The organism is Meiothermus ruber DSM 1279 (genome assembly GCF_000024425.1).
Taxonomy (GTDB): domain Bacteria; phylum Deinococcota; class Deinococci; order Deinococcales; family Thermaceae; genus Meiothermus; species Meiothermus ruber.
On the sequence record NC_013946.1, the window covers coordinates 2,131,816 to 2,144,777 of the forward strand.

General features: G+C 61.7%; 9 protein-coding genes. 6 read left to right on the forward strand and 3 right to left on the reverse strand.

Annotated features, from left to right (window positions below; translation table 11 throughout):
• Positions 1-586 precede the first annotated feature (586 nt).
• A complete protein-coding gene (locus MRUB_RS10555) occupies positions 587-3,538 on the reverse strand; it encodes an adenosylcobalamin-dependent ribonucleoside-diphosphate reductase (RefSeq protein WP_013014343.1) in 2,952 nt (983 codons plus the stop codon).
• Positions 3,539-3,815: 277 nt separating this feature from the next.
• Positions 3,816-5,270 (reverse strand): glycoside hydrolase family 13 protein, encoded by a 1,455-nt coding sequence (locus tag MRUB_RS10560; protein ID WP_013014344.1) that lies wholly within the window; start codon positions 5,268-5,270, stop codon positions 3,816-3,818.
• Positions 5,271-5,381: 111 nt separating this feature from the next.
• Here MRUB_RS10560 and gmk point away from each other — a divergent pair, with 111 nt between their 5' ends.
• From gmk to MRUB_RS10580, 4 genes are all read left to right on the forward strand, one after another.
• Positions 5,382-6,053, forward strand: coding sequence for a guanylate kinase (gmk, locus tag MRUB_RS10565; protein WP_013014345.1), 672 nt, complete (start codon positions 5,382-5,384; stop codon positions 6,051-6,053).
• A gap of 126 nt (positions 6,054-6,179) precedes the next feature.
• Entirely contained in the window at positions 6,180-6,488 is a 309-nt protein-coding gene (gene rpoZ / locus MRUB_RS10570) for a DNA-directed RNA polymerase subunit omega (RefSeq protein WP_013014346.1), read from the forward strand.
• Between the two features lie 149 nt (positions 6,489-6,637).
• Entirely contained in the window at positions 6,638-7,096 is a 459-nt protein-coding gene (argR, locus tag MRUB_RS10575; protein WP_013014347.1) for an arginine repressor, read from the forward strand.
• Positions 7,097-7,164: 68 nt separating this feature from the next.
• Positions 7,165-8,736, forward strand: a complete 1,572-nt coding sequence (locus tag MRUB_RS10580; RefSeq protein ID WP_013014348.1) for a DNA repair protein RecN — start codon at positions 7,165-7,167, stop codon at positions 8,734-8,736.
• A gap of 4 nt (positions 8,737-8,740) precedes the next feature.
• On the opposite strand, the gene MRUB_RS10585 is transcribed toward MRUB_RS10580, so the two are convergent.
• Entirely contained in the window at positions 8,741-9,361 is a 621-nt protein-coding gene (locus MRUB_RS10585; RefSeq protein ID WP_013014349.1) for a MarC family protein, read from the reverse strand.
• 118 nt (positions 9,362-9,479) lie between these two features.
• Between MRUB_RS10585 and MRUB_RS10590 the strand changes: the two genes are divergently transcribed.
• Both MRUB_RS10590 and MRUB_RS10595 read left to right on the forward strand, forming a co-directional pair.
• Positions 9,480-11,450 (forward strand): elongation factor G, encoded by a 1,971-nt coding sequence (locus MRUB_RS10590; protein WP_013014350.1) that lies wholly within the window; start codon positions 9,480-9,482, stop codon positions 11,448-11,450.
• Between the two features lie 54 nt (positions 11,451-11,504).
• On the forward strand, positions 11,505-12,926 hold the full coding sequence (locus MRUB_RS10595) for a hypothetical protein (RefSeq protein ID WP_015586804.1): 1,422 nt from the start codon (positions 11,505-11,507) through the stop codon (positions 12,924-12,926).
• Positions 12,927-12,962 lie beyond the last annotated feature (36 nt).

The window sequence follows — 12,962 nt, forward strand, 5'->3', positions numbered from 1 at the left end:
CCTATTTCGTTGGAAGTGCTTCCACGACAAGCCAGCCGCCGGAGTCGCCAGCATTCTGTCTTTTAGAAGAACTTCCTCCGCGAAGTCTATACCAGCCGCCGCATACTGTCAACTCAGTACCAATCACTTAGCAAATCGCACAGGAACAGTAAAATTCAGCGCGACCACTCCACATATTTGGATGCCGTCTAAGGGAGAAACCCTGGCAAAGATTGGACTGGATAGCGGTTTTATAGTGCTTCAGGGCTCTTTCATACGCATTTCGGTGGTATCGTTCACTATGGCAAGCCTAAACGATTCTACCGAAATGCTTTTCTACTCCCTTCGGTCGGCTTGAATCCTTCACCTCTGACTGCGCAGGGCGGTGAAGGATTCAAGCAAAAACGGTATCACAACCTTTTGAACGAACCCGGTTTTGGCTTGCCGCAGCCAGCAAACCAGGGGCGCTGTTCCAATGGTCGGCGTGGTTCTTTGCTCGATGCGGTCAAACAAAAGGGGTGGAGCGCCCCGTCGCCGGAGACTGTCCACCCTACCCGGTATGGGATTTTAGGTCAGCAATCCGCAGCCGTTTCCGCCAGGCTTCGGCTCATCCGCACTTGCTATACCCGCAGCTATAGCACTTGATACAGCCCTCTTCGCGCACCAGGTTGGCATCGCCGCACTCGGGGCACTTGCCCAGGCCGGTTTTCGGCTGGATGTTCTGGATGGGTGCGGTCATGGCCCGTTGCATGGCCTGGGGCACCATGCGGTCGTCAGGGGGCATCTGAGCGGCTTTGCGCTCGGCCTCGGCGATCTGGATTTTGCTGCTGGTCTCGAGGGCCACCGCAATCAGGTCGGCTTTGCTGGTCACGAAGCGGCCCTGGTAGCTGCCGTACAGGCCGCCATTAATGCCGCGCAGGGTTTTGACCAGTTCGGCCACCGGCACGCCGTACTGCAGGGCCTTGGAGATGATGCGGCCCAGCGCCTCGCTATCGGCGTTGGCCTCGTCGCCGGCCTTGCCCGAGGTCAGAATTACCTCCACCGGGTGCTCGCCCTGCATATTCACCGTAACCAGGAAGCTCCGGCGGGTGCCATCGGCGGCGGTGAGTTTGACCATATCGGTGTAGCCCACCAACCGGCCCGTGCGCTCGAAGATGGGGCGGGCGGTGCGTTCCGGGCTGGGCGGAACCTCCAGAAGGGCGGGCTGTACGGCCACCGTTTCCTGGCTTTTGCTCTGGGCTTTTTCCTCTTTCTTTTCTTCCTTGCTCACCGAGAGCACCTGGAACTCACGGCTGCCATCGCGGTAAACCGTAATGCCCTTGCAGCCGGTCATGTAGGCCTCGGTATAGGCCGCCTCCACGTCTTCTACCGTGGCCTGGTTGGGCAGGTTGATGGTCTTGGAGAGCGAGTTGGCCGCGTAGCCCTCGGCATCGAAGGCGGTTTGCACCACACCTTGCATCCGCACGTGGTCTAGCGGGGGTACGTCGTGGGCCCCTTCAAACACCAAGGCGATGGCGGCGGGGATGCCCTCGAGGCCCTTCACCGTACCGTGGTTGGCCTGGATGGCCTCGATGATGGCCTCCCAGTTCCAGGCCCCGTCTTTCTCGAACGGCCCCGTGGCCGGGAACTGCTCCATCATCTCCACAAACAAGGGGTGCAGCAAAGCCTTGTACTGCCCGCCGATGCGCCGCCACATGAAGGGCGAGAACATCGGCTCGATGCCGCTCGAGACCCCCATCAGCATGCTGGTGGTTCCGGTGGGGGCCACCGTCAGCACCGCCACGTTGCGCCGCGGGCGGATGCCCAGCGCTTCGAAGGCGGCCCGGTTTTGTTCGTACACCGGGAAGACCCCGCGCTCCTGGCCCAGCCGCTCCGACTCGGCGATGGCCTCTTCACGCATGGCGTTCATCACCTGGGCCACCACCCGGCGGCCCGCCTCGGAGGAGTAGGGCAGCCCCATCTTGATGAGCATGTCGGCCAGGCCCATCACCCCCAGGCCCAGGCGGCGCAGGGTCTGGCTGGCGACGCGGTTGTCCTCGAGGGCAAACACGTTCACGTCCAGCACGTTATCCAGGAAGCGTACCGCGGTGCGCACATCCTTGCGGAACTCGGCAAAGTTGAACGCGCCGTTTTCCACGTAGGCGGCCAGGTTGATGGCCCCCAGGTCGCAAGGTTCGCCCACCGTTAGGGGGATTTCCCCGCACGGATTGGTCGAGCGAATCTGATAGCGCGGCCCCAGGTTCTTGAGCGCCGAAAGCTCGTTAATACGATCCACAAAGATCAAGCCGGGCTCACCAGTGGCCCAGGCGTGCCAGGCAATCTCGTGCCAGAGCCACTTGGCCGGCACCTTGCCATCGTAGACCGGGATGGGCCGGGCACCATCCTGGGCGCGCTCGGGCAGGTCGGGCAGCGCCCCTGTGTAGGGCCCCTGCACCGGGTAGGGGTAGTATTTACCTGGCACCTCCGAAGGTTCCACTGCCCATAGCCCATCGGCTTGCAGGGTCTGCCAGAAGGCTTCGGTGACCAGAATCGAGATGTTGAAGGTAGAAATATCGCCCTCGCTGGCCTCCCGGTCGAGGTCTTTGGCGGTCAGGAAGTCCAGCAGGTCGGGGTGGTCAATGGCGATGGTGGCCATCCCAGCACCACGACGGGTTCCACCCTGGCGCACCACCCGCAGCACCGGGGCGTACACATAGCGCAGGGTGGCAACGGGGCCGGCTTTTTCGGCCCCCAGGTTGGCCCACTCCAAAAAGTTATCGAAAATCTCCACCAAAAAGCTCACCGGGCCGCTGCTGGTACCACCGCTGCCCCGGATGGGCGCCCCCTCGGGCCGCAGGCTGCTGAAGTCCACATGGGGTTCCTGGCCCTTTACGGCCAGGCTCGAGGCCGATTTGGCCGCCTCGATAATGCCGCGCATATCGTCGGGCACTACCAGCACGTCGCCGGGCCGCTCGCGCACGGTCATCACCCCGTTGCGCCGGGCCAGCGCCGCGAGTTCGGGCTTCAAAAGGCCGTAAACCACCCGCGTCCAGTTACGCACGGTGATCTGTTCCTTATCGCCATCGGGGTTAATGGGGGGGCGCATCATGCCCTTGATGAAATCCTCGACGTCGGCGTGGTCGGCGGCAATGTAAGCGAAGCCGCGCACCGTACCGCGGGGGCCGGCATGCTTGCGCGAAACGTAGGGGTCAAGGTTGACGCCGTTTCCCCCCCCCACCTTGGTCACCAGGGCCAGCTTGGTTGCAACCTCCATCACCCCATCAAAGCTGCTGGGGTCGTGTTCGGTTGCGCCCTGTACAAAGCAGTTGAGCACATTACCGTGCTGGGTGCCCGCCCCTGCCAGCACCCGCCCACCCGGGCAAAAGCGTTTGGAAGCCATCAACCGGTAAAACTGCTCGCTCCAGTATTGCTTATCCTGCTCGGATTTTTCCGGCGAAGCCACCCAGGTAGCCACCCGGCGAAACATGCCAAACACATCCCCATCGCCCGGCTGCATATACTGGCGCTTGGCTATGGCTTGGGCATGGTCATCGAACGGTGCAGGCTCAAAGCTATGCATGAACTCCTCCCAATTTTCAGCAAGAACACCCCGGCCACCCTGGTGGCACTATATATAGGGGCTTCCGCGCTAAATGCTACTACCGGTTGTGTGTTCCTGGCAAGTAGACCAGAGTAACGATTAAGAATGCTAGCAATACGATAGTTACATAATATGCCAAGACCCGCCCAGAAGCAAGGCTCATATATTGTGATTCTTATAGCATCTAGACACTATAAGCAGTAATTCTATGCTGGATTGCATCTGTTACAGGCAGAAAATCCCAGCCACCCGGTTCCTATTCAAGGGGCTGCCAAACCGCCAGGCTAAACGGCTCGAGGACACCATCTTCCAGATAACCGCCCACGCAGCGGCCTGTTTTGCCTGATAACCGGTCGACCGTCCGCTCGCCCCGCGGCCACAGCCCGTGCAGAGGAAAATCGATGCGCCAGGGTTCCGGGGAGGTATTGATCGTTACCACCACGCTGGAATGCTCGAGGGTACGGGCAAAGGCCAGGTGGCCGTCCTGGGCATACAGGTACTGGTAGCGCCCCCGGCGCAGCGCTGGCAACGAGCGACGCAAAGCCGACATCTGCTGGATGGTCTGCTGAATGGATTTGTGCCAGCGAGACTCATCCCAGATCATGCCGCGGCGGTTGTCGGGATCGTGGCCTCCGGCCATGCCGATCTCGTCACCGTAGTAGACCGTGGGTGCGCCTGGAAGGGTGAAAAGCATGGCAAAAGCCAACTGCACCCGCTCAACCTGGCCGCGCAAAATACTGAAGATGCGGGGGGTGTCGTGCGAGGTCATGATGTTCATCTGGGCGGTCACGATCTCCCAGTCGTAGCGGCGGAAGAGCTCCTCGAGGCGGTGGTGGCAGGCCATGGCCCCCAGGCTTTCTATGCGCCCCAGGCCGCTTTTGGCAGCCAGGTCTTTGTCCAGCACATCAGCCCCCACAAAGCCCAGGATGGCCCGCCCCAGCGGATAGTTCATCACCGCGTCAAATTGATCGCCTTGCAACCAGCGGCTGGCGTCATCCCAGATCTCACCCACAATGTAGGCCTCGGGGTTCCGGGCCTTAACCCTCCGGCGGAACTCACGCCAAAAATCGTCGTCGTCAATCTCGTTGGGCACATCCAGGCGCCAGCCATCAATACCGTACTGTAGCCAGTATTCCGCCACCGACAGCAGATACTCCCGACACTCGGGGTTGGCGGTGTTGAACTTGGGAAGCTCGGGGTTGTTCCACCAGGCCGCGTAGTTGGCGTGTTTGGTATAGGCGTTCAGGGGAAACTTGTAGATGTGAAACCAGTTGAGGTAGGGCGAGGCCGCCTCGTTTTCCATGATGTGCTGAAAAGCAAAGTGGGCCCGCCCGCAGTGGTTGAACACCCCGTCCAACACCACCCGTATATCGCGCCGGTGGGCCTCCTCCACCAACCGCTGCAGCGCCAGATTACCCCCCAGGATGGGGTCTACCTGGAAGTAGTCGCTGGTGTGATAGCGGTGGTTGGCCGTCGAGGCGAAGATGGGACAGAAGTACAGGGCGTTGAAGCCCTGCTCTTTAATGTAGTCCAGCTTCTCGATGACCCCCCAGAGGTTGCCCCCTTTGAAACCGCGCAGGGTAGGGGGGGCATCCCAAGCCTCAAAAGCACCTTGCACCGGCGCAGGTTGGCCCGCTGGCCCCTGCCCTATGCGAAAACGATCTGGAAATATTTGGTAGAAAACCGCGTCTTTGACCCAATCTGGTGTCATTCAAGCTCCCACACGTTACCAGGGGTTAGTCTAAACCCTACGGGCCAAATCTCAAGTGCAGCCACACCATATGTGGCGCTAAACCTCCAGCTCTGATAGGATGCCAAAGTTATGTCGCGTGGGAATCTGTTTGTCATGACTGGGGCTTCGGGGGTGGGCAAAGGCACCATACGGGGAAGGCTGCTGGAGTACCACCGTATGTACTATTCCATCTCCATGACCACCCGCCCACCCAGGCCAGGCGAGCGCAATGGGGTGGACTATTACTTTGTGAGCAAGGCCGATTTTGAAAGCAAAATTGCTCAGAATGGCTTTCTGGAATGGGCCCAGTACGTAGACGACTACTACGGAACCCCGCGCGAGCCGGTAGAAGAAGCGCTCAGCAAAGGGCAGGACGTGCTCCTAGAAATCGAGGTGCAGGGGGCTTTGCAGGTCAAGCAAACCCTGCCCGAAGCCATCCTGGTTTTCATCATCCCGCCCTCGCTCTCGGAGCTGCGGCGGCGTCTGTTGGTACGCGGCACCGACAGCCTGCCCAAGATTCGCAAGCGGCTGGAGCGGGCCGTGGAAGAAATCCGTATGGCCGACCGTTTTAAATATGTGCTGGTCAATGACCAGCTCGACAAGGCTGTCTCCGACTTTGCGGCCATCATCCAGGCCGAGCGGCTGTTGCAGCCCCGCATGCACGAGGCCATCGAGCGGGCGCTTTCCCAAGATCCCGCCCTGGAAAAAGAGCTAGACGAGCTCGAGCGCAAACGGCTCGAGGCGGGCGAGGCCGGTTCATAACCATGGCCTCAGCAAGGATCAACCTCGGTTGCACGCTGGGCCCATTGCTTGTTTTTGGAAACTCAAGTATCAGCCCTGATCTTTGGTGTACAATCGGAACTTGGTTGTAGTTGTAGAGGTATACCTATGGCAGAACCCGGTATCGACACCCTTCTGAGCCTGACCGATTCAAAGTACCGCCTAACCGTGGTGACGGCCAAGCGGGCTCAACAGCTTTTGCGTTACGACTTTAAGAACACCGTTCTGAGCCCCGACGAGTACCCCCGGATGCACACCCTGGAAGGCGACAAACCCGACCCCAACGCGGTCACCTGGGCCATGCAGGAGCTCAAAACCGGGCGGCTTCTCATCGGTGAAAACCTCATCGCTGAAGATCGGCTCACCAAATTCCTCGACCAGATGTACCCACGCGAGGTTATCGAGCCTGCCGACTGAAACGCGTACTTGTAGGGTGTGGGCCGCCCTGCACAGCCCGCATCTTCATTCATTGAGCCAAAACCAAGAAAGCCTTTTTTGTCGCTATATTTTTTGGAACATTGCCGCGGAGCCCTGTATAATCTCAATTCGGTATTCAGGGAGTTGATATGGCAAGCAAGGAACAGAGGCACCGCGCTATCCAGGAAATTATCAGCCGCGAGAGCATTTCCACCCAGGCCCAGTTGGTGGAGCGGCTGCGCAAAATGAACTTCGACGTAACCCAGGCCACCGTAAGCCGGGATATCAGTGAATTGCGCCTGGTACGGGTTCCGCTAGGGCGGGGGAAGCACAAATACGCCCTGGCCCACCTCGAGCTCTCCGAAGATGTTATGGATGAATTACGGCGTATCTTCCCCACCTTCGTGCGGGACGTGGACCGTGGAGAGAACATCGTGGTATTGAAGGTCTCGGAGGGGCACGCTTCGGGTATTGCGCTCCTGATCGACCGGCTCCGGCGCGACGACATTGTGGGCACCATCGCCGGCGAGGATTCGATTCTGGTAGTTGGCCGCACCGTTCAGGCTGCCGAGGCCCTGCAAGAGGAGTTTGAGGCGCTCCTGACCTGAGGTGCTGACCCCGCATCCGGCCTTCGTTCTGCTGGCAGCAAAACGAATGTGATACCCTGTGGCTAGGTATGCTAGAGCGCCTCGAGGTGCAAAATTTGGCTGTTCTGGAGCAGGTGGCGCTCGATTTCAGCCCTGGGCTAACCGTGCTTACCGGTGAAACCGGCGCGGGCAAGAGTGTGCTGGTAGATGCCTTGTCGCTTCTGCTGGGCGAAAAGGCCGAAGGGCTGGTGCGCTCTGGGGCCGAAACCCTCCTGGTAACAGCCTTCTTTAACGGGAAAAGCCTCTCGCGCAAGGTGGCGCAGGGGCGCAGCACCGCCCGCATTGATGGGGAGGTGGTCAGCCTGCGAGAGTTGAGCGAGGAGACCGCCCAGCACCTAACCATCCATGCGCAGCACGCCTCGCTAACCCTCTTCAGTCGAAAAGCCCAGCGCAAACTGCTCGATTCCCAGGTCAAGCCAGACTTGCTGGTGCGCTACCAGAACGCCTACGGGCAGTATCAATCCATTCTGCGTGAGACGGAGCGGCTGGAAGCCGCGGCGCGCGAACGCGAGCGGAGGCTGGATATCCTGCGTTTTCAAATCGCAGAAATCGACCAGGCCCGGCTGGTGGTGGGAGAAGAGGAGCAGCTCAAGCAAGAGGCGGAGCGCTTGCGGCACCTCGAGGCCCTGCGCGAACGGGTTTCAGCCGCTATAAGCGCCCTGGGCGGGGAAGGCGACGCCCTGGGGCTGGTTACCCTGGCCTCGAGGGAGGTTAAAGCCGCAGGCCGGTTTGATGCCCATCTGGAAAGCCTGAGCCGCGACCTCGAGGCTGCCTTAGACGCGTTGCGGGCGGTGAGCCGCGAGCTAGAGGATTATCTGGAAAACCTCGAGGCCGACCCCCAGCGCCTCGACGAGGTGGAGGCCCGGCTGGCCCTGATCGAGAAGCTGGGGCGCAAGTACGGTGAAGGCATCCCGGCCATCCTCGAGTTTGCCGAGACCGCCCGGCAGGAGCTGGTGGAGCTCGAGGGGGCCGAGGATCGGCTAAGCCAGCTCTATAGCCAAAAAGAAAATGCCTGGAAGGCGCTCCTGGAAGCAGGGCAGCAGCTTACCGAGGCCCGCACCCAGGCCGCAGAGGCTCTGTCGCGCAGGGTCGGCGAAGAAATACGGGCCCTGGGCATGCCGGCTGCACAGTTTCAAGTAGGTCTGGTGCCTTTGGAGCATCCAGGCCCCGAGGGGCTGGAGGAGGTGCAGTTGCTTTTTTCGGCCAACCCCGGCCTGGGCCTGGCCCCGCTGGAAAAGGCTGCCTCGGGCGGCGAGCTTTCGCGGGTCATGCTGGCCCTGGCCCTGTTGACCGGCACCGAGGCCGAAACGGTGGTGTTCGATGAGGTGGATGCCGGGGTAGGGGGTGAGGCCGCCTGGCAGGTGGCCGAGCGGCTGGCCCGGCTGGCCCAGGAGCGCCAGGTGCTGGTGGTGACCCACCTTCCACAAATTGCCGCTCGAGCCCAGAAGCACTACCGGGTGGTCAAGCACGGTGCCAGTGTGGAAATTCAGCAGGTGCAGGATGAAGAACGGGTGCGCGAGCTAGCCCGGATGCTCTCGGGCAGCTACTCCGAGGCCGCCCTCGAGCACGCGCGCGAACTGCTGCTGGGCGTAAACTCGTAACCGTTTAGCCGAGCTTGAGCAAAACCCGCATCCCATCGGCCACGTACTGCACGGCCAGCGCGGCCAGCAGGATGCCCAGCACCCGGGTGATCACGTTGATACCGGTGCGGCCCAGCGAACTCGAGAACTTGAGCGCGGCCCTGAGCGACCAGTAGGTCAGAAACAGCACCAGCGCGGCCATGGCCAGCACCACCACGAACCCCCATATTCCCCCTGGGGCCGACCCGGTGAGGATCAGCACCCCCGCCAGGGTGCCGGGCCCAGCGATGAGGGGGATGGCCAGGGGAAAGACCGAGATATCGGTTCGGGCCTGGGACTCGGCGTGCTCCTCGTCGGTCTCGCGCTCGAGCTGGGCGTTGATCATGTCCAGGGCGATTTTGAACAGCAGCAACCCCCCGGCCACCTTGAGGGCCTCGAGGCTGATGCCCAGGTGGCGGAGGATCACCCCACCCAGTATGGCAAAGCCCAGTATCAGGAGCCCGGCAACCAGGGTAGAGCGCAGGGCAATTTTCTTCTGCTCCTGGTAGCTACGAACACCGACCAACCCCAAAAAAAGCGGGATCAGGCCGATAGGGTCTATCAGCACAAACAGGGTCAGAAAAGCCTTGATAGCAAACTCAACCATGGGCAGGGGGATCCTTCGACAATCCCTACAACAAAAAGCAAGTCTAGCATACGTTCCCAGGTATTGGGTATTTTTGTCTCCTCCAAAGCCTTATACTGAGGCCACAAGGAGGTCAACCATGATTCGCACTGTCGCCCTCGTGGGGCACAGCGGCAGCGGTAAAACCACCCTTGGTGAGGCGCTTCTGTACTTCACCGGGGGCAAGGATCGCATGGGCAAGGTAGAAGAGGGCAGCACCACCTCCGACTACACCCCGGAGGAAAAAGCCCACCGGGTCTCGGTTCGCACGGCGGTGCTGCCCCTGACCTACCAGGGACACCGCGTTTACCTGCTCGACGCCCCAGGCTACAGCGATTTTGTGGGTGAAATTCGGGGTGCCATGGAGGCCGCCGACTCGGCGGTGGTGGCGGTTTCGGCAGAAGCAGGGGTGCAGATTGGCACCGAGCGGGCCTGGACGGTGGCCGAGCGGCTGGAGCTGCCCCGGATGGTGGTGGTCACCAAGCTGGAAAAAGGGGGCGATTTCTTTGCGCTGATCGAGGATCTGCGCTCCACGCTAGGGCACATCCTCCCGGCCCACCTGCCGCTTTATGAAAACGGGCAGTGGGTTGGGCTGATTGACGTGCTGCACGACCGGGCCTTCCGCTACGACAAGGGCCGCCCGGTGATTACCAGCATTCCCGAAGACCAGAAAGCCCAGGTCGAAAAATACCGTAACGAAGCCCGCGAGGCCATCATCGAGACCGATGAAAGCCTGCTGGAGAAGTACCTCGAGGGCGGCGAAGTGGAGGAGGTGGCCCTCTCGAGGGCCTTCCACGAGGCCGTGCGCAAAGGCCAGGTTTTCCCGGTCGCCATCGGCTCTGCGGGGGCGCTGATTGGGCTGGATATGCTGCTCGACCTGTTCCTCGAGGCCCTCCCCTCCCCCGAAGAGTGCTGGGGACAGGGCAGCCCAGCCGCCAAGGTGTTCAAAGTGCAGGTGGATCCCTTCATGGGGCAGGTGGCCTTTGCCCGGCTGTACCGCGGCCAGCTCAGGGCCGGCGACACCTTGCAGTCAGATAATGGCACGGTTCGGCTGGCCCACCTCTACACCGCCAAAGGCAAGGATTTAATCGAGCTCGAGGAGGCCGAGGCCGGAACCATCCTGGCCCTGCCCAAAGCCGATAGCCTGCACAAAGGCATGGAACTCTGGCAGGGGGAACGCCTGGAGTTGCCCTCGGCCCGCCTGCCCGACCCGGTGGCAATGGTGGCTATTACGCCCGAGTCGCGTGCCGACGAGGCCAAACTCGGCGACGCCCTGCGCAAACTGCTGGAAGAGGATCCCAGCTTGAAGTTCGAGCGCAACCCGGAAACTGGTGAACAAATTCTGTGGGGCATGGGCGACCTGCACCTCGAGACCGCCAAGGAACGCCTGGCCGACTATGGGGTCAAAATCATCAGCCGCCCCCCAAAAATCCCCTACCGGGAGACCATCCGCAAGAAGGCCGAAGGGCAGGGCAAACACAAAAAGCAAACCGGCGGGCACGGGCAGTACGGCGATGTCTGGCTGCGGCTGGAGCCCCACCCCGACTACGAGTTTGTCTGGGAGATTACCGGCGGGGTGATCCCTACCAAGTACATGGAATCAGTAGAGGCAGGCATCAAGGAAGCTGCCAAAACCGGGCCGCTGGCGGGTTATCCGGTCATCGGCTTCCGGGCTGTGGTGTACCACGGCTCCTACCACGAGGTGGACAGCTCGGATATGGCCTTCCAACTGGCCGCCCAGTTGGCCTTCCGAAACGTGGTCACCCAGGCCAGCCCCACCCTGCTGGAGCCCATCTACACCCTGAAGATTTTTGTTCCCCAGGATCGGGTGGGCGATGTTATATCGGATATGCAGTCCCGGCGTGGGCGCATCCTGGGCATGGATCAGGAAGGCGCCCTGACCGTGGTGAGCGCCGAGGCTCCTCTGGCTGAGTTGCTCGAGTACAGCCGCACCCTGTCGGGGCTCACCCAGGGCACCGGCGCGTACAGCCTCGAGTTCTCCCACTACGCCGAGGTGCCCCCCCACCTGGCCCAGAAGGTGATCGCCGAACGGCAGAAAGCTGAAGCCTAGACCCAGCCCTAAAAGACCACAGCCTCTGGGGCCTGGTCTAGTAACATGGGAATCATGGCCCGCTTGATGATTTTTCTGCTGTTACTGCTCGGCCCGGCCCTGGCTCAGAACCTCATCGCACTGGCCCCCCCAGGGGCGGTGGCCGGCTTTTACCTGAACGATCTGCGCGGTAGCCGTTACCTGAGCGGGCTGGCCGCCGACTGGAAGCAGAGCGGGATGGAAGCCCTGCTCAACCGCGAACTGCGGCAACAAGCTGGTTCCGACGCAGCGCTTCTGGGAATTGCCGCCGGAGGCCTGGCAGCAGCGCTTTATACCGATGGCTTTTTTGTGATTGCCCGCCCCAGCGCCGAGGCCATGCAGGCCCTGCGCCGCGAGGCCAAAGGCCTGCGGGCCCAGGGCGGCTGGCTGGTGGGGGGGGACGGCGAGGTCGAGATGGGCTTCAGCCGCGAGCTGGTGTTTATGGCCTCCCCCAAGTACGCCCGCCTGTTCTTACAGAACCGGCGGGGCCTGCAAGCCCCGGTGCGGGGGGATCTTGTGCTGTGGGGCAGCCTTCCACAAAGCCTCGTTCGAGGCCTGGGTCTGCCCCCTCGAGCCCTGGGGGCCATCCAAACCTTCCGTCGCTTTAGCTATGCCATCCAGCTTACAGCCGGCGGCTACACCGATGAGGCCCGCCTGGAGCTAAACCCCAGCGCCGATCCCGCCCTGGCCAACCTGTTGTTGCCCAAAACACAACCCTACAACGCAGCCGATCTGCCCAGGGGCCTCTCGGTCTCGACGGGGGTGTTTGACCTCAGCCGGCTGGGGGCCTACCTGCCCGGCTTGCTGCGGGAGTTTGACCTGCGCCTCAGCCTAGACCTGAGGGCGTTTGGGGCCCGCTTCGCAACCGTAACGGTGCAAGGGCCGCCCCCTGCGCGGGACGGACTGGGCGAGGGCCTGCTGGGTCACAGCCTGATCTACTGGGAGCTGCGCGATCCCCCGACGGCCGAGGCCAACTTACTGGCGCTGCTGCAAAGCCTGGCGGCCTTCTCGAGCCCCGAGGGCCAGGGCGGTTTCAAGGTGCTGGGCAACGAGGGTGAGTTCAAGGCCGTGGAGGTGGGGCTGGGTGGGGTGCTGTACTACAAGCTCGAGGCCAACCGGCTGATCCTAGCCACCAGCAAAAGCGCCCTGGCCGCCGTCAAAAACCCCACCTGGCGCACAGATCCGGGCTTCCAGCGCTTCCGCGTGCGCATACCCGCCAACGCGGTGAGCTATACCTTCACCAACCAGGGGGCCATCCTGCAGCAACAGTTTGGGTCGCTGAGCGAGCTGCTGCCGCTTACCATTGGCGATCAGGCCGACGCGCTCGAGCGCGAAATAGTGGATTCCTTTACCAATTTCCTCGAGCGGGTGGGTCAGCGCTTTGGGCTGGGGCTTTCCTATACGGTGGTCGAAGGCAACACCCTGGTGGGCCGCGGCTTCTACGAGGTGCGCTGGTAAACCAGCTTAAACCCGAGTACGGGCATTCTTTAGTCG